15 protein-coding genes, 3 pseudogenes and 1 riboswitch are annotated in these 16,088 nt (G+C 51.2%); of the genes and pseudogenes, 13 read left to right on the top strand and 5 right to left on the bottom strand.

What is annotated here, in order from left to right; genetic code table 11:
* Nucleotides 1–1,145: pseudogene (locus ACUU1I_RS14775) on the top strand (phage tailspike protein); the annotation flags it as partial.
* Between the two features lie 33 nt (nucleotides 1,146–1,178).
* Here the strand turns inward: ACUU1I_RS14775 and ACUU1I_RS14770 are convergent.
* The 4 genes and pseudogenes from ACUU1I_RS14770 to bioA form a co-directional block, all read right to left on the bottom strand.
* The gene (locus ACUU1I_RS14770) at nucleotides 1,179–2,180 is read right to left on the bottom strand and encodes an acyltransferase family protein (protein WP_000549610.1); all 1,002 of its coding nucleotides are present in this window, start codon (nucleotides 2,178–2,180) and stop codon (nucleotides 1,179–1,181) included.
* A 155-nt stretch (nucleotides 2,181–2,335) separates the two neighbouring features.
* Nucleotides 2,336–2,419, bottom strand: a pseudogene (locus ACUU1I_RS14765) (hypothetical protein); the annotation flags it as partial.
* 314 nt (nucleotides 2,420–2,733) lie between these two features.
* Nucleotides 2,734–3,204 carry a kinase inhibitor gene (locus ACUU1I_RS14760; RefSeq protein WP_449144851.1) on the bottom strand — a complete coding sequence of 157 codons (471 nt, stop codon included), beginning with the start codon at nucleotides 3,202–3,204 and terminating at the stop codon, nucleotides 2,734–2,736.
* Nucleotides 3,182–4,471, bottom strand: coding sequence for an adenosylmethionine--8-amino-7-oxononanoate transaminase (gene bioA, locus ACUU1I_RS14755; protein WP_005048541.1), 1,290 nt, complete (start codon nucleotides 4,469–4,471; stop codon nucleotides 3,182–3,184). The genes ACUU1I_RS14760 and bioA overlap by 23 nt, the downstream gene beginning before the upstream one ends.
* A gap of 86 nt (nucleotides 4,472–4,557) precedes the next feature.
* Here bioA and bioB point away from each other — a divergent pair, with 86 nt between their 5' ends.
* From bioB to uvrB, 5 genes are all read left to right on the top strand, one after another.
* Entirely contained in the window at nucleotides 4,558–5,598 is a 1,041-nt protein-coding gene (gene bioB, locus ACUU1I_RS14750; protein WP_000951214.1) for a biotin synthase BioB, read from the top strand.
* Entirely contained in the window at nucleotides 5,595–6,749 is a 1,155-nt protein-coding gene (bioF, locus tag ACUU1I_RS14745) for an 8-amino-7-oxononanoate synthase (protein ID WP_000118810.1), read from the top strand. The genes bioB and bioF overlap by 4 nt, the downstream gene beginning before the upstream one ends.
* The gene (gene bioC / locus ACUU1I_RS14740) at nucleotides 6,736–7,491 is read left to right on the top strand and encodes a malonyl-ACP O-methyltransferase BioC (protein ID WP_000246759.1); all 756 of its coding nucleotides are present in this window, start codon (nucleotides 6,736–6,738) and stop codon (nucleotides 7,489–7,491) included. The genes bioF and bioC overlap by 14 nt, the downstream gene beginning before the upstream one ends.
* Nucleotides 7,484–8,161, top strand: a complete 678-nt coding sequence (gene bioD, locus ACUU1I_RS14735; protein WP_000044870.1) for a dethiobiotin synthase — start codon at nucleotides 7,484–7,486, stop codon at nucleotides 8,159–8,161. Before bioC ends, bioD begins: the two co-directional genes overlap by 8 nt.
* A 578-nt stretch (nucleotides 8,162–8,739) precedes the next feature.
* The gene (gene uvrB, locus ACUU1I_RS14730) at nucleotides 8,740–10,761 is read left to right on the top strand and encodes an excinuclease ABC subunit UvrB (RefSeq protein ID WP_000042517.1); all 2,022 of its coding nucleotides are present in this window, start codon (nucleotides 8,740–8,742) and stop codon (nucleotides 10,759–10,761) included.
* Nucleotides 10,762–10,952: 191 nt separating this feature from the next.
* Here the strand turns inward: uvrB and yvcK are convergent, their stop codons facing one another.
* The gene (gene yvcK, locus ACUU1I_RS14725; protein WP_001295302.1) at nucleotides 10,953–11,861 is read right to left on the bottom strand and encodes a uridine diphosphate-N-acetylglucosamine-binding protein YvcK; all 909 of its coding nucleotides are present in this window, start codon (nucleotides 11,859–11,861) and stop codon (nucleotides 10,953–10,955) included.
* A 264-nt stretch (nucleotides 11,862–12,125) separates the two neighbouring features.
* Nucleotides 12,126–12,270, top strand: a riboswitch (molybdenum cofactor riboswitch).
* On the opposite strand from yvcK, the gene moaA reads away from it, so the two are divergent.
* The 7 genes and pseudogenes from moaA to ACUU1I_RS14690 form a co-directional block, all read left to right on the top strand.
* Nucleotides 12,258–13,247, top strand: coding sequence for a GTP 3',8-cyclase MoaA (gene moaA / locus ACUU1I_RS14720; protein WP_001295301.1), 990 nt, complete (start codon nucleotides 12,258–12,260; stop codon nucleotides 13,245–13,247). Its footprint overlaps the riboswitch before it by 13 nt.
* 21 nt (nucleotides 13,248–13,268) lie before the next feature.
* Nucleotides 13,269–13,781 (top strand): molybdenum cofactor biosynthesis protein B, encoded by a 513-nt coding sequence (gene moaB, locus ACUU1I_RS14715; RefSeq protein WP_000084639.1) that lies wholly within the window; start codon nucleotides 13,269–13,271, stop codon nucleotides 13,779–13,781.
* A 2-nt stretch (nucleotides 13,782–13,783) separates the two neighbouring features.
* Nucleotides 13,784–14,269 carry a cyclic pyranopterin monophosphate synthase MoaC gene (gene moaC / locus ACUU1I_RS14710; RefSeq protein WP_000080885.1) on the top strand — a complete coding sequence of 162 codons (486 nt, stop codon included), beginning with the start codon at nucleotides 13,784–13,786 and terminating at the stop codon, nucleotides 14,267–14,269.
* Nucleotides 14,262–14,507, top strand: a complete 246-nt coding sequence (gene moaD / locus ACUU1I_RS14705) for a molybdopterin synthase sulfur carrier subunit (protein ID WP_000598625.1) — start codon at nucleotides 14,262–14,264, stop codon at nucleotides 14,505–14,507. Before moaC ends, moaD begins: the two co-directional genes overlap by 8 nt.
* Before the next feature lies 1 nt (nucleotide 14,508).
* Nucleotides 14,509–14,961, top strand: a complete 453-nt coding sequence (gene moaE / locus ACUU1I_RS14700) for a molybdopterin synthase catalytic subunit MoaE (protein WP_000852286.1) — start codon at nucleotides 14,509–14,511, stop codon at nucleotides 14,959–14,961.
* A 136-nt stretch (nucleotides 14,962–15,097) separates the two neighbouring features.
* Nucleotides 15,098–15,802 (top strand): Bax inhibitor-1/YccA family protein, encoded by a 705-nt coding sequence (locus ACUU1I_RS14695; RefSeq protein WP_005067163.1) that lies wholly within the window; start codon nucleotides 15,098–15,100, stop codon nucleotides 15,800–15,802.
* A 204-nt stretch (nucleotides 15,803–16,006) separates the two neighbouring features.
* Nucleotides 16,007–16,088: pseudogene (locus tag ACUU1I_RS14690) on the top strand (Bax inhibitor-1/YccA family protein); the annotation flags it as partial.

The following is a 16,088-nucleotide window of genomic DNA, read 5'->3' as shown; positions in this document are numbered from 1 at the left end:
TGTCTTATGATTCAGACACTATCGGCCGTTATCTGAGAAATATACGAGTAACTGGTAATAACACCTGCAATGGTATTGACACAAACATTACAGCAGAAGACTCTGTCATCAGACAGGTTTATGGCTGGGTATTTGATAATGTAATGGTGAATGAAGTTGAAACCGCTTATTTAATGCAAGGGCTCTGGCACTCAAAATTTATAGCATGTCAGGCTGGAACCTGTAGAGTCGGTCTTCACTTTTTAGGCCAGTGCGTAAGTGTTAGTGTCAGCTCCTGCCATTTCAGCAGAGGAAATTATTCTGCTGATGAAAGCTTTGGCATCAGGATTCAGCCTCAAACGTATGCGTGGTCGTCAGAGGCAGTTAGGTCAGAAGCAATAATTTTAGACAGTGAGACCATGTGCATTGGTTTTAAAAATGCCGTCTATGTTCATGATTGCCTTGATTTGCATATGGAACAACTGGATTTAGATTATTGCGGTTCAACAGGCGTGGTTATAGAGAATGTAAACGGAGGATTTTCTTTCTCAAACTCATGGATAGCAGCAGATGCCGATGGCACTGAACAATTTACGGGGATATATTTTAGAACGCCGACCTCAACGCAGTCACATAAAATTGTCAGTGGTGTTCATATCAACACTGCAAACAAAAACACGGCTGCAAACAATCAAAGTATAGCGATAGAACAGTCGGCGATCTTCGTCTTTGTAAGTGGTTGTACGTTAACTGGTGATGAATGGGCTGTAAATATTGTCGACATCAATGAATGTGTTTCTTTCGATAAGTGCATATTCAATAAGCCTCTACGCTATCTTCGTAGCGGTGGCGTGTCAGTTACTGACTGTTATTTGGCTGGCATTACCGAGGTGCAGAAACCGGAAGGCAGATACAATACGTATCGTGGCTGTTCAGGCGTACCGTCTGTAAATGGGATCATTAATGTCCCAGTTGCGGTAGGTGCCACAAGCGGATCTGCAGCTATACCGAACCCGGGGAACCTGACATACAGAGTAAGAAGCCTTTTTGGTGACCCTGCATCAAGTGGTGACAAGGTTAGTGTTTCCGTGGTGACAATTAATGTTACTCGCCCAAGCCCAGTAGGAGTCGCGCTGCCTTCAATGGTTGAGTATCTGGCCATCTGATTATTTTAGGGGCCATATGGCCCCTTTTATTGTTCAATCCAGGGATAATTTAGGCGAACTTCGTGTCAGGAATCTTTTTTCAACCAGATTCCATGAAAGATGGGACAAGAAAAGAACAGTCACGGCACTTAACAACATTGACGGGTAAAAACCCATGTGCAATGTGTTTATAACAACCTGCTGAACCGGGAATGCATAAATGTACACACCATACGAGTAATCAAACCTGCCCTTAACCAGTGGGTCGCCAACGGATGTGCATATGGCTATTGTCGAGAATGAAACCAGGATATAGCAAGTCATAGTATAATCAATGCCTTTGCCATAACTAGCGTAGGCGTACATAGCAAGCAAAGAAACTACAGTAATTTTAACATTACTTACATTCCATGACTTCTCATACATTGCCATAGTGGCACCAAAAAAGAACGCCAGTCCACGCAAAGGATACAGCCATAACGGAATAGAGAACATTACATCCCTGTTTTCTGACACACTTCCAATTAATGAAAGAGAAACAAAAACCAACAGTATAACTATGAATGCTTTTCCGTTCTTTAGTAGGGCAACTGCTACTCCCGTTATTATATAACACAGGAACTCAAGCGGTAGGGTCCACAAACTGCCGTTAATTCCGGCATGAATTAAATGTGATGTAATGTCAGCATCTGGAGCCTGACTCATAAAAATAGAGCTTATGGTCTTCCTGACAATGTCATGGCTAAAATATTCTGCGCTGAAGTCGTTAAGTATCCATCCAAATAAAAAATATGTCAGTATAGAGCAAGGGACCAGCGCCGGGAATATTCTTCTCGCTCTTTTAGCCATGAAATCAATAAAGGAATCACTCCTGATAGCTGATTTTGAAATCAGATATCCTGATATTGAAAAGAATATGATAACTGCAATGCCGCCAGCACTTTCAAAGCCGAACAGGTACGGCTCCGGCTGCCCAGAGAGCGCGTAGTGGTGACTGACCAGAACCATCATAGCTGCCACAAGCCTTGCCGTGTCAAAGCAGTTGCTCTTATGCATTAAAATAAAGCCTCTAAGTTTTTGCGAGGAAAAATATCAGATCTTTCTGTCATAGTCCATTTTGGGTCCAGCCAGTGAGGTCATGCTCGCGTTGAGGCCAAAGAATGAGCATGGGCTCAGGTAGAGGGCAAGGCTCTGCTCAGGCATGGATTTGCCTACCTAACCTTCTCATCAAGCCAATCCGCCCACCACTGCATCATTTCTCTGCGCTTATCGAGATACTTAGCATGGTTGTAAATTCAACTAACCCAGTCCGTTGACAAAAAATTAGCGCAAGAGGACAAAAAATCACCTTGCGCTAATGCTCTGCCTCAGGTCACTAATACTATCTAAGTAGTTGATTCATAGTGACTGGATATGTTGTGTTTTGTAGTATTATGCAGTCTATTATTTAGACTAAATCTTTCATAACATATTGATATTTACAGCGTTTTATGTTTCTCGTTCAGCTTTTTTATACTAACTTGAGCGAAACGGGAAGGTAAAAAGACAAAAAGTTGTTTTTAATACCTTTAAGTGATACCAGATGGCATTGCGCCATCTGGCAGAGTGATTAACTAAACATCGCGGTAATCGATGCGCTTGCCAGAGAGTGGAAATGAACGTTAAACCCGACCATCGCGCCGCTGCCTCCTTCATCGACATCAATACGCTCTACATCCAGCGCGTGAACGGTAAAAATGTAGCGATGGGTTTCGTCTTTCGGCGGCGCTGCGCCATCGTATCCGGTTTTACCAAAATCGGTACGCGTCTGCAAAACGCCGTCTGGCATTGCTACCAGACCAGAGCCAAACCCTTGCGGTAATACGCGGGTATCAGCGGGTAAATTAACAACTACCCAGTGCCACCAGCCGGAGCCGGTTGGCGCATCCGGGTCGTAGCAGGTGACAACAAAACTTTTCGTTCCCGCAGGAACATCATCCCACGCCAGATGCGGTGAAATATTATCGCCATCGTAACCCATGCCGTTAAAGACATGACGATGCGGCAACTTATCGCCATTATTGGCAAAAAAATGTTTCATCCTGTACCGCGCGGTTAACCGCTGCGGTCAGACGCTGCAACTGTTGCGGGAGAATAATATAGGGCGGCATCAGGTAAATCAGTTTGCCAAAAGGCCGGATCCATACCCCCTGTTCGACAAAGAATTTTTGCAGCGCCGCCATATTCACCGGACGAGTGGTTTCGACCACACCGATTGCCCCCAGTACGCGCACATCGGCAACCATTTCGGCATCACGGGCTGGTGCCAGTTGCTCGCGCAGCTGCACTTCAATAGCCGCCACCTGCTGCTGCCATTCGCCGGATTCGATAATCGCCAGGCTGGCGTTTGCTGCCGCGCAGGCCAGCGGATTGCCCATAAAAGTTGGCCCATGCATAAAGCAGCCGGCTTCGCCGTTACTGATGGTTTCTGCAACCTCGCGCGTGGTAAGTGTGGCGGAAAGGGTCATTGTGCCGCCGGTTAAGGCTTTACCGAGGCACAAAATGTCCGGCGCGATTTCTGCATATTCACAGGCAAACAGTTTGCCGGTACGACCAAATCCGGTGGCGATCTCGTCGGCAATCAGCAAGATACCTTCGCGATCGCACATTTTGCGGATTCGTTTTAACCATTCCGGATGGTACATGCGCATCCCGCCTGCGCCCTGGACAATCGGCTCAATGATCACCGCTGCGATTTCATGACGATGCGCCGCCATCAGGCGGGCAAAACCAACCATATCGCGTTCATCCCATTCACCATCCATGCGGCTTTGCGGGGCGGGAGCAAACAAGTTTTCTGGCAGATAGCCTTTCCACAGGCTGTGCATTGAGTTGTCCGGATCGCACACCGACATCGCGCCAAAGGTATCGCCATGATAACCATTGCGGAAGGTCAGAAAACGCTGGCGCGCTTCGCCTTTGGCTTGCCAGTACTGCAACGCCATTTTCATCGCCACTTCCACCGCTACGGAACCGGAGTCCGCGAGAAAAACGCACTCCAGCGGTTGCGGCGTCATTGCCACCAGTTTGCGGCATAGCTCGATGGCGGGCGCATGGGTGATACCGCCAAACATCACATGCGACATGGCATCAATTTGCGTCTTCATCGCCGCATTAAGCTGCGGGTGATTGTAGCCGTGGATCGCCGCCCACCAGGACGACATACCGTCAACCAGGCGTCTGCCGTCAGACAAAATTAGCTCGCAACCTTCGGCGCTCGCCACCGGATAAACCGGCAGAGGGGAGGTCATGGATGTGTATGGGTGCCAGATATGGCGTTGGTCAAAGGCAAGATCGTCCGTTGTCATAATCGACTTGTAAACCAAATTGAAAAGATTTAGGTTTACAAGCCTACACCGAATTAACAACAAAAAACACGTTTTGGAGAAGCCCCATGGCTCACCGCCCACGCTGGACATTGTCGCAAGTCACAGAATTATTTGAAAAACCGTTGCTGGATCTGCTGTTTGAAGCGCAGCAGGTGCATCGCCAGCATTTCGATCCTCGTCAGGTGCAGGTCAGCACGTTGCTGTCGATTAAGACCGGAGCTTGTCCGGAAGATTGCAAATACTGCCCGCAAAGCTCGCGCTACAAAACCGGGCTGGAAGCCGAGCGGTTGATGGAAGTTGAACAGGTGCTGGAGTCGGCGCGCAAAGCGAAAGCGGCAGGATCGACGCGCTTCTGTATGGGCGCGGCATGGAAGAATCCCCACGAACGCGATATGCCGTACCTGGAACAAATGGTGCAGGGGGTAAAAGCGATGGGGCTGGAGGCGTGTATGACGCTGGGCACGTTGAGTGAATCTCAGGCGCAGCGCCTCGCGAACGCCGGGCTGGATTACTACAACCACAACCTGGACACCTCGCCGGAGTTTTACGGCAATATCATCACCACACGCACTTATCAGGAACGCCTCGATACGCTGGAAAAAGTGCGCGATGCCGGGATCAAAGTCTGCTCAGGTGGCATTGTGGGCTTAGGCGAAACGGTAAAAGATCGCGCCGGATTATTGCTGCAACTGGCAAACCTGCCGACGCCGCCGGAAAGCGTACCAATCAACATGCTGGTGAAGGTGAAAGGCACGCCGCTTGCCGATAACGATGACGTTGATGCCTTTGATTTTATTCGCACCATTGCCGTAGCGCGGATCATGATGCCGACCTCTTACGTGCGCCTTTCTGCCGGACGCGAGCAGATGAACGAACAGACTCAGGCGATGTGCTTTATGGCAGGCGCAAACTCGATTTTCTACGGTTGCAAACTGCTGACCACGCCGAATCCGGAAGAAGATAAAGACCTGCAACTGTTCCGCAAACTGGGGCTAAATCCGCAGCAAACTGCCGTGCTGGCAGGGGATAACGAACAACAGCAACGTCTTGGACAGGCGCTGATGACCCCGGACACCGACGAATATTACAACGCGGCAGCATTATGAGCTGGCAGGAGAAAATCAACGCGGCGCTCGATGCGCGGCGTGCTGCCGATGCCCTGCGTCGCCGTTATCCGGTGGCGCAAGGAGCCGGACGCTGGCTGGTGGCGGATGATCGCCAGTATCTGAACTTTTCCAGTAACGATTATTTAGGTTTAAGCCATCATCCGCAAATTATCCGTGCCTGGAAGCAGGGGGCGGAGCAATTTGGCATCGGTAGCGGCGGCTCCGGTCACGTCAGCGGTTATAGCGTGGTGCATCAGGCGCTGGAAGAAGAACTGGCCGAGTGGCTTGGCTATTCGCGGGCGCTGCTGTTTATCTCTGGTTTTGCCGCGAATCAGGCAGTCATTGCCGCGATGATGGCGAAAGAGGACCGTATTGTTGCCGACCGGCTTAGCCATGCCTCATTGCTGGAGGCTGCCAGTTTAAGCCCGTCGCAGCTTCGCCGTTTTACTCATAACGATGTCGCTCATCTGGCGCGACTGCTTGCTTCCCCCTGTCCGGGGCAGCAACTGGTGGTGACAGAAGGCGTGTTCAGCATGGACGGCGATAGCGCGCCACTGGCGGAAATCCAGCAGGTAACGCAACAGCACAATGGCTGGTTGATGGTCGATGATGCCCACGGCACGGGCGTTATCGGGGAGCAGGGGCGCGGCAGCTGCTGGCTGCAAAAGGTAAAACCAGAATTGCTGGTAGTGACTTTTGGCAAAGGATTTGGCGTCAGTGGGGCTGCGGTGCTTTGCTCAAGTACGGTGGCGGATTATCTGCTGCAATTCGCCCGCCACCTTATCTACAGCACCAGTATGCCGCCCGCTCAGGCGCAGGCATTACGTGCGTCGCTGGCGGTCATTCGCCGTGATGAGGGGGATGCACGGCGCGAAAAACTGGTGTCACTCATTGCGCGTTTTCGTGCCGGAGTACAGGATTTGCCGTTTACGCTGGCTGATTCATGCAGCGCCATCCAGCCATTGATCGTCGGTGATAACAGCCGTGCGTTACAACTGGCAGAAAAACTGCGCCAGCAAGGCTGCTGGGTCACGGCGATTCGCCCGCCAACCGTACCCGCTGGTACTGCGCGACTTCGCTTAACGCTAACCGCTGCGCATGAAATGCAGGATATCGACCGTCTGCTGGAGGTGCTGCATGGCAACGGTTAATAAACAAGCCATTGCAGCGGCATTTGGTCGGGCAGCCGCACACTATGAGCAACATGCAGATCTACAGCGCCAGAGTGCTGACGCCTTACTGGCAATGCTTCCACAGCGTAAATACACCCACGTACTGGACGCGGGTTGTGGACCTGGCTGGATGAGCCGCCACTGGCGGGAACGTCACGCGCAGGTGACGGCGTTAGATCTCTCGCCGCCAATGCTTGCGCAAGCCCGCCATAAAGATGCCGCAGATCATTATCTGGCGGGAGATATCGAATCCCTGCCGTTAGCGACTGCGACGTTCGATCTTGCATGGAGCAATCTCGCGGTGCAGTGGTGCGGTAATTTATCCACGGCACTCCGCGAGCTGTATCGGGTGGTGCGCCCCGGAGGCGTGGTCGCGTTTACCACGCTGGTGCAGGGATCGTTACCCGAACTGCATCAGGCGCGGCAGGCGGTGGACGAGCGTCCGCATGCTAATCGCTTTTTACCGCCAGATGAAATCGAAGAGTCGCTGAACGGCGTGCGTTATCAACATCATATTCAGCTCATCACACTATGGTTTGATGATGCGCTCAGTGCCATGCGTTCGCTGAAAGGCATCGGTGCTACGCATCTTCATGAAGGGCGCGACCCGCGAATATTAACGCGTTCGCAGTTGCAGCGATTGCAACTGGCCTGGCCGCAACAACAGGGGCGATATCCTCTGACGTATCATCTTTTTTTGGGAGTGATTGCTCGTGAGTAAACGTTATTTTGTCACCGGAACGGATACCGAAGTGGGGAAAACCGTCGCCAGTTGTGCACTTTTACAAGCCGCGAAGGCAGTAGGTTATCGGACGGCAGGTTATAAACCGGTCGCCTCTGGCAGCGAAAAGACCCCGGAAGGCTTACGTAATAGTGACGCGCTGGCGTTACAGCACAACAGCAGCCTGCAGCTGGATTACGCAACGGTAAATCCTTACACCTTCGCAGAACCCACCTCGCCGCACATCATCAGCGCCCAAGAGGGCAGGCCGATAGAATCATTGGTAATGAGCGCCGGATTACGCGCGCTTGAACAACAGGCTGACTGGGTGTTAGTGGAAGGTGCTGGCGGCTGGTTTACGCCGCTTTCTGACACTTTCACTTTTGCAGATTGGGTAACACAGGAACAACTGCCGGTGATACTGGTAGTTGGTGTGAAACTCGGCTGTATTAATCACGCGATGTTGACTGCGCAGGTAATACAACACGCCGGACTGACTCTGGCGGGTTGGGTGGCGAACGATGTTACGCCTCCGGGAAAACGTCACGCTGAATATATGACCACGCTCACCCGCATGATTCCCGCGCCGCTGCTGGGAGAGATCCCCTGGCTTGCAGAAAATCCAGAAAATGCGGCAACCGGAAAGTACATAAACCTTGCCTTGTTGTAGCCATTCTGTATTTGGTTAAATTGCGAGCGAGATTGCGTCTTCGATTGACTGCAATTTAACCAATTAAATTCTAAAATAATCACGAAAAAAATTTTACTTCCGCCTCATGCGGCGAATGTGGGAATTGCCCAGGCGGCGGGGGATAGGGGCTGGAGACAGTTATCCACTATTCCTGTGGATAACCATGTGTATTAGAGTTAGAAAACACGAGGCAAGCGAGAGAATACGCGGCTTGCACGCGAATTGGCGTTAAAGACGGCTCAAAGAAATATCTTTTATTTTTTAACTGGTTAGATAAATGCAATGGCAGTCACTGTACAGGCATCTCTTGCCATAAAACTGTCATCACTCATCTTGACAAATGTTAAAAAAGCCGTTGCTTTGGGGATAACCCGGTAAGGCCGGAGTTTTATCTCGCCACAGAGTAAATTTTGCTCATGATTGACAGCGGAGTTTACGCTGTATCAGAAATATTATGGTGATGAACTGTTTTTTTATCCAGTATAATTTGTTGGCATAATTAAGTACGACGAGTAAAATTACATACCTGCCCGCCCAACTCCTTCAGGTAGCGACTCATGAGTAAACCGTTCAAACTGAATTCCGCTTTTAAACCTTCTGGCGATCAGCCAGAGGCGATTCGACGTCTCGAAGAGGGGCTGGAAGATGGCCTGGCGCACCAGACGTTACTTGGCGTGACTGGCTCCGGGAAAACCTTCACCATTGCCAATGTCATTGCTGACCTTCAGCGCCCAACCATGGTACTTGCGCCCAACAAAACGCTGGCGGCCCAGCTGTATGGCGAAATGAAAGAGTTCTTCCCGGAAAACGCGGTGGAGTATTTCGTCTCCTACTACGACTACTATCAGCCGGAAGCCTATGTACCGAGTTCCGACACCTTCATTGAGAAAGATGCCTCGGTTAACGAACATATTGAGCAGATGCGTTTGTCCGCCACCAAAGCGATGCTGGAGCGGCGTGATGTGATTGTAGTGGCGTCTGTTTCCGCGATTTATGGTCTGGGCGATCCTGATTTATATCTCAAGATGATGCTCCATCTCACGGTCGGTATGATTATCGATCAGCGCGCGATTCTGCGCCGACTGGCGGAGCTGCAATACGCTCGTAATGATCAAGCATTCCAGCGTGGTACTTTCCGCGTTCGTGGCGAGGTGATAGATATCTTCCCGGCAGAATCGGATGACATTGCACTTCGCGTGGAACTGTTTGACGAGGAAGTGGAACGATTGTCGTTATTTGACCCGCTGACCGGGCAGATTGTTTCCACTATTCCACGTTTTACCATCTACCCGAAAACGCACTACGTCACACCGCGCGAGCGCATCGTACAGGCGATGGAGGAGATCAAAGAAGAACTGGCCGCCAGACGCAAAGTGCTGTTGGAAAACAACAAACTGCTGGAAGAGCAGCGGCTGACCCAGCGTACCCAGTTTGATCTGGAGATGATGAACGAGCTGGGCTACTGTTCGGGGATTGAAAACTACTCGCGCTTCCTCTCCGGTCGTGGACCGGGTGAGCCACCGCCGACGCTGTTTGATTACCTGCCTGCCGATGGGCTGCTGGTCGTCGATGAATCTCACGTCACCATTCCACAAATTGGCGGCATGTATCGCGGTGACCGGGCGCGTAAAGAGACACTGGTGGAGTACGGCTTCCGCCTGCCATCAGCGCTGGATAACCGTCCGCTTAAGTTTGAAGAGTTCGAAGCATTAGCGCCGCAAACCATCTATGTTTCGGCGACGCCGGGTAATTACGAGCTGGAAAAATCCGGCGGCGATGTGGTGGATCAGGTGGTGCGTCCAACCGGATTGCTTGACCCGATTATCGAAGTGCGGCCGGTGGCGACACAGGTTGATGATCTTCTTTCGGAGATTCGTCAGCGAGCGGCAATTAACGAACGCGTGCTGGTCACCACACTGACCAAGCGAATGGCGGAAGATCTTACCGAATATCTCGAAGAACACGGTGAGCGCGTGCGTTATCTTCACTCAGATATCGACACCGTCGAGCGTATGGAGATTATCCGCGACTTGCGTCTGGGTGAGTTCGACGTATTGGTAGGGATCAACTTACTGCGTGAAGGTCTGGATATGCCGGAAGTGTCGCTGGTGGCGATCCTCGACGCTGACAAAGAAGGCTTCCTGCGTTCCGAACGTTCGTTGATCCAGACCATTGGTCGTGCGGCACGTAACGTTAACGGTAAAGCGATTCTCTACGGCGATAAGATCACTCCATCAATGGCGAAAGCGATTGGCGAAACCGAACGTCGCCGTGAGAAACAGCAGAAGTACAACGAGGAACACGGCATTACGCCGCAAGGCTTGAACAAGAAAGTGGTCGATATCCTGGCGCTGGGGCAGAACATTGCCAAAACCAAAGCGAAGGGCAGAGGAAAATCGCGCCCGATTGTTGAGCCGGATAATGTGCCGATGGATATGTCGCCGAAAGCGTTGCAGCAGAAAATCCATGAACTGGAAGGGCTGATGATGCAACACGCGCAGAATCTGGAGTTCGAAGAAGCGGCACAAATTCGTGACCAGTTGCATCAGTTGCGTGAGTTGTTTATTGCCGCATCGTAACAGGATAGCGAAGAAGACTGATGACAAACGGAAAACAGCCTGATGCGCTACGCTTATCAGGCCTACATTTTCTCCGCAATATATTGAATTTGCGCGGTTTGTAGGCCGGATAAGGCGTTCACGCCGCATCCGGCATAAACAACGCGCACTTTGTCTTCAATAGGAAGCCGGAATTTTCCTTCGGATTTCCGTTAACCTAAAGCCTGTAACGCCTTTTCCAGCGCGTTATGTAACAACTGGCGGTCATGACGATACGGAATATCGCTGGCCTCCAGTACCTCCTGGATCACAATCCGCTCTTTCACCGCCGAGACATCCACTTTTGGCCCGACGATGACCGCATCAATGACCTTTTTACCAACATACTGCTCCATAATTGCCAGCTTGCTTTCCAGCTTCAAATTAGCCGCAGGTAAACTCAACTCACGCCCCAGATTGCCGATATAAACCATCGGCGCTGGCGTGCGGCGTAATGCCTGGGCGATTTCCTTCAGCAGCAGAATTGGCATCAGGCTGGTATAAAAACTGCCAGGCCCAATAATGATGAGATCCGCTTCATTGATAGCGTGAACCGCCTCACGCGTTGCGGGTACATTAGGCGTTAACAATAACTCTTGAATCGGCGTAGTTAACTGGTCGATATTGACCTCGCCGTAAACTTCATGCCCCTGATCGTCAATCGCCATCAGATCAACAGGATGCTCTGACATTGGAATCAAATGCGTATCCACTTTCAGCAGATTACGAATTAAATTGATGGCTTCCAGAGGCCGCACGCTAAGGTGATCCAGCGCCTTTAACATCAAGTTTCCGAGATTATGACCGGAAAGTTCGCCATTGCCGCCAAAACGGTATTCAAACATCGCGGAGGCGACGCTCGGTTCCGTTATCAGCTGGTTGAGGCAGTTGCGCATATCGCCCCAAGCAATGCCGCCTTCTGAACGGCGAATACGCCCCGTCGAGCCACCATTATCCGTGGTGGTGACGATACCCGTTAAACGAGAACCCAAAGACGAAAGTGATGAGAGAACGCGTCCCAGTCCATGCCCTCCGCCGAGAGCAACGACACGATCAAGATCAGCCAGCGTACGATTGCGCATATAGTTTCCTGGAGTCAGATTATCCGCGCTACAGTAGCGCAAATTGCGGGGAAACAGCAATTAACCTGCCAATATTGAGGATACAAACTATTTTCTTCTATCTCTAAAGGACGATGCACGCTATGCCTCCCTGATGATGTATATCAAAGTAAAACCGCCATTTTCCCTTATTCTGTAGCGAAATAGCACGATCATGACGCTATATACATGATTGCATAGCGAAAGTGTGGATGGTAAAAATCTCATTTACACGCTAGTATCGGCTTAACCACTAAACACTCTAGCCTCTGCACCTGGGTCAACTGATACGGTGCTTTGGCCGTGACAATGCTCGTAAAGATTGCCACCAGGGCGAAGGAAGAAATGACTTCGCCTCCCGTATCTGGAAAGGTGTACATGGCTTCACAACTGACTGATGCATTTGCGCGTAAGTTTTACTACTTGCGCCTGTCGATTACCGATGTGTGTAACTTTCGTTGCACCTACTGCCTGCCGGATGGCTACAAACCGAGCGGCGTCACCAATAAAGGCTTTCTTACCGTCGATGAAATTCGCCGGGTTACGCGCGCCTTCGCCAGCCTGGGCACCGAAAAAGTGCGCCTGACAGGAGGAGAGCCGTCTTTACGCCGCGACTTTACCGATATCATCGCCGCTGTGCGGGAAAACGACGCTATCCGCCAGATTGCGGTCACCACCAATGGTTACCGTCTGGAACGCGATGTGGCGAACTGGCGCGATGCGGGACTTACTGGCATTAACGTCAGTGTCGACAGTTTGGACGCCCGCCAGTTTCACGCTATTACCGGGCAGGATAAATTCAACCAGGTCATGGCAGGGATTGATGCTGCATTTGAGGCCGGTTTTGAGAAGGTCAAAGTCAATACCGTGCTGATGCGTGATGTTAATCATCACCAGCTCGACACCTTTCTGAACTGGATCCAGCATCGCCCTATCCAGCTGCGTTTCATCGAACTGATGGAAACGGGCGAGGGCAGCGAGCTCTTCCGTAAGCATCACATCTCTGGTCAGGTTCTGCGTGACGAGCTACTGCGTCGCGGCTGGATCCACCAATTACGTCAACGCAGCGACGGTCCCGCGCAAGTCTTTTGCCATCCAGATTACGCCGGAGAGATTGGCCTTATCATGCCGTATGAAAAAGACTTCTGCGCCACTTGCAACCGCCTGCGCGTTTCCTCCATTGGTAAACTCCATCTCTGCCTGTTTGGTGAAGGCGGCGTTAACCTGCGCGATCTGCTGGAAGACGATACCCAGCAACAGGCGCTGGAAGCGCGTATTTCAGCGGCGCTGCGGGAGAAGAAACAGACCCATTTCCTGCATCAAAACAACACCGGTATTACGCAAAACTTATCGTACATTGGCGGCTAAAACGTCAAAAGGAGAGATCAGATGAGTCAGGTAAGCACTGAATTTATCCCGACCCGTATTGCTATTCTTACGGTTTCTAATCGTCGCGGTGAAGAAGACGATACCTCCGGTCACTATCTGCGCGATTCGGCGCAAGAAGCGGGCCATCACGTTGTCGATAAAGCCATTGTGAAAGAAAACCGCTACGCTATTCGCGCTCAGGTATCTGCGTGGATCGCCAGCGACGATGTACAAGTGGTATTGATTACGGGTGGTACTGGCCTGACGGAAGGTGATCAGGCTCCCGAAGCGCTGCTGCCGTTGTTCGACCGTGAGGTTGAAGGTTTTGGTGAAGTGTTCCGTATGTTGTCGTTTGAAGAGATTGGCACTTCCACGTTGCAATCTCGTGCGGTAGCGGGCGTCGCTAACAAAACGCTGATTTTCGCCATGCCGGGTTCGACCAAAGCGTGCCGTACCGCATGGGAAAATATCATCGCGCCGCAGCTGGATGCCCGTACGCGTCCGTGTAATTTCCATCCACATTTGAAGAAATAAGTATGTCGCAACTGACCCATATCAACGCCGCTGGCGAAGCGCACATGGTGGATGTCTCCGCCAAAGCGGAAACCGTGCGTGAAGCGCGGGCGGAAGCCTTTGTCACCATGCGCAGCGAGACGCTGGCGATGATTATTGATGGTCGCCACCACAAAGGCGACGTATTTGCCACTGCGCGTATTGCCGGTATTCAGGCGGCAAAACGCACTTGGGATCTGATCCCGCTGTGTCACCCGCTGATGCTCAGCAAAGTTGAAGTCAATTTACAGGCCGAGCCGGAGCACAATCGGGTGCGTATAGAAACCTTATGCCGCCTGACCGGGAAAACCGGTGTCGAAATGGAAGCGTTAACCGCGGCCTCCGTGGCGGCGCTGACCATTTATGACATGTGCAAAGCGGTGCAAAAAGATATGGTGATTGGTCCGGTACGTTTGCTGGCGAAGAGCGGCGGCAAGTCGGGTGACTTTAAGGTGGAAGCGGATGATTAAAGTTCTTTTTTTCGCCCAGGTGCGCGAGTTGGTGGGAACAGATGCAACCGAAGTGGCTGCGGATTACCCAACCGTTGAAGCGTTACGCCAGCACCTGGCTGCGCAGAGCGATCGCTGGGCGCTGGCGCTGGAAGATGGCAAATTGCTGGCTGCCGTCAACCAGACGCTGGTGAGTTTTGACCATCCGCTGACTGACGGCGACGAAGTAGCTTTCCTCCCGCCGGTAACCGGAGGTTAAGATGGCAGAAACCAAAATTGTTGTCGGCCCGCAGCCGTTCAGCGTAGGAGAAGAGTACCCGTGGCTGGCGGAGCGTGACGAAGACGGTGCGGTAGTCACCTTCACCGGAAAGGTGCGCAACCATAACCTGGGCGACAGCGTCAAAGCATTAACCCTCGAACACTATCCGGGGATGACTGAAAAAGCACTGGCAGAAATTGTTGATGAAGCGCGTAACCGCTGGCCGCTGGGGCGCGTCACGGTGATTCACCGCATCGGGGAATTATGGCCGGGCGATGAAATCGTTTTTGTCGGTGTCACCAGTGCGCATCGCAGCAGTGCGTTTGAAGCCGGGCAGTTTATTATGGATTATCTCAAAACCCGCGCACCGTTCTGGAAGCGCGAAGCCACGCCGGAAGGCGACCGCTGGGTTGAAGCCCGGGAGAGCGATCTGCAGGCGGCAAAACGCTGGTAGTTTTTTGTTAGCCGGATAAGGCACCGCTGCGTCCGGCAATTTCACCGCTCAGTACATGCGTTTACGCTGCGTCGATGCACAGCCTCATCATTTTGCAGTATCCTTAAGATATTCCTTATATCTTCAGGAGATCGTCATGGACAGATTCCCACGTTCTGATTCAATCGTACAACCCCGGGCTGGCTTGCAAACTTATATGGCGCAAGTCTATGGCTGGATGACCGTTGGCTTGTTGCTGACCGCATTTGTTGCCTGGTATGCGGCTAATTCCGCGGCCGTGATGGAGCTGTTGTTCACTAACCGTGTCTTTTTAATCGGTCTGATCATCGCGCAATTAGCATTGGTTATTGTGTTATCAGCGATGATTCAAAAGCTGAGCGCAGGTGTAACGACGATGCTCTTTATGCTTTATTCGGCGCTGACGGGTCTTACGCTTTCCAGTATATTCATTGTCTATACCGCTGCTTCTATCGCCAGTACTTTCGTCGTTACTGCCGGGATGTTCGGCGCAATGAGCCTGTACGGTTACACCACGAAGCGCGATTTAAGTGGCTTGGGCAATATGCTGTTTATGGCGTTAATCGGCATTGTGCTGGCATCGCTGGTCAACTTCTGGCTGAAAAGCGAAGCATTGATGTGGGCAGTTACCTACATCGGCGTGATTGTCTTTGTCGGATTGACGGCGTATGACACTCAGAAATTGAAAAATATGGGTGAGCAGATTGATACCCGCGACACGTCGAACCTGCGCAAATATTCCATTCTTGGCGCGTTAACCTTGTATCTGGACTTCATCAACCTGTTCCTGATGTTGTTACGGATCTTCGGCAACCGCCGTTAATTCTTTTTCACCATCACTATCCCGGCCATGTGTCGGGATTTTTTTCTTACTAAAAACGACACTTAACAAGTACCAGGTATAAAATATGCCTTATGAGCGAGCGGAATCGTTTTCCGTATCCATAAAAACAAAAGTATTTTGTATGCGTGGTTTTAAATTTATTGATGGTGAATATTAATATTTTTTCTAAGGACAACTAAAAGAATGGAATCATACTCGCAAAACAGCAATAAATTAGATTTTCAGCACGAGGCCAGGATATTAAACGGTATATGGCTCATTACCG

The organism is Shigella sp. SIG3 (genome assembly GCF_053555855.1).
This window is presented reverse-complemented; position numbering and strand designations above follow the sequence as displayed.

Bases quoted from the DNA above. Each gene is read 5' to 3' on its own strand.
- bioA (WP_005048541.1), bottom strand. From the start codon at position 4,471: ATGACAACGGACGATCTTGCCTTTGACCAACGCCATATCTGGCACCCA.
- bioC (WP_000246759.1), top strand. From the start codon at position 6,736: ATGGCAACGGTTAATAAACAAGCCATTGCAGCGGCATTTGGTCGGGCA.
- uvrB (WP_000042517.1), top strand. From the start codon at position 8,740: ATGAGTAAACCGTTCAAACTGAATTCCGCTTTTAAACCTTCTGGCGAT.
- moaD (WP_000598625.1), top strand. From the start codon at position 14,262: ATGATTAAAGTTCTTTTTTTCGCCCAGGTGCGCGAGTTGGTGGGAACA.
- moaC (WP_000080885.1), top strand. From the start codon at position 13,784: ATGTCGCAACTGACCCATATCAACGCCGCTGGCGAAGCGCACATGGTG.
- yvcK (WP_001295302.1), bottom strand. From the start codon at position 11,861: ATGCGCAATCGTACGCTGGCTGATCTTGATCGTGTCGTTGCTCTCGGC.
- ACUU1I_RS14760 (WP_449144851.1), bottom strand. From the start codon at position 3,204: ATGAAACATTTTTTTGCCAATAATGGCGATAAGTTGCCGCATCGTCAT.
- ACUU1I_RS14770 (WP_000549610.1), bottom strand. From the start codon at position 2,180: ATGCATAAGAGCAACTGCTTTGACACGGCAAGGCTTGTGGCAGCTATG.
- ACUU1I_RS14695 (WP_005067163.1), top strand. From the start codon at position 15,098: ATGGACAGATTCCCACGTTCTGATTCAATCGTACAACCCCGGGCTGGC.
- bioB (WP_000951214.1), top strand. From the start codon at position 4,558: ATGGCTCACCGCCCACGCTGGACATTGTCGCAAGTCACAGAATTATTT.
- moaA (WP_001295301.1), top strand. From the start codon at position 12,258: ATGGCTTCACAACTGACTGATGCATTTGCGCGTAAGTTTTACTACTTG.
- moaE (WP_000852286.1), top strand. From the start codon at position 14,509: ATGGCAGAAACCAAAATTGTTGTCGGCCCGCAGCCGTTCAGCGTAGGA.
- moaB (WP_000084639.1), top strand. From the start codon at position 13,269: ATGAGTCAGGTAAGCACTGAATTTATCCCGACCCGTATTGCTATTCTT.
- bioF (WP_000118810.1), top strand. From the start codon at position 5,595: ATGAGCTGGCAGGAGAAAATCAACGCGGCGCTCGATGCGCGGCGTGCT.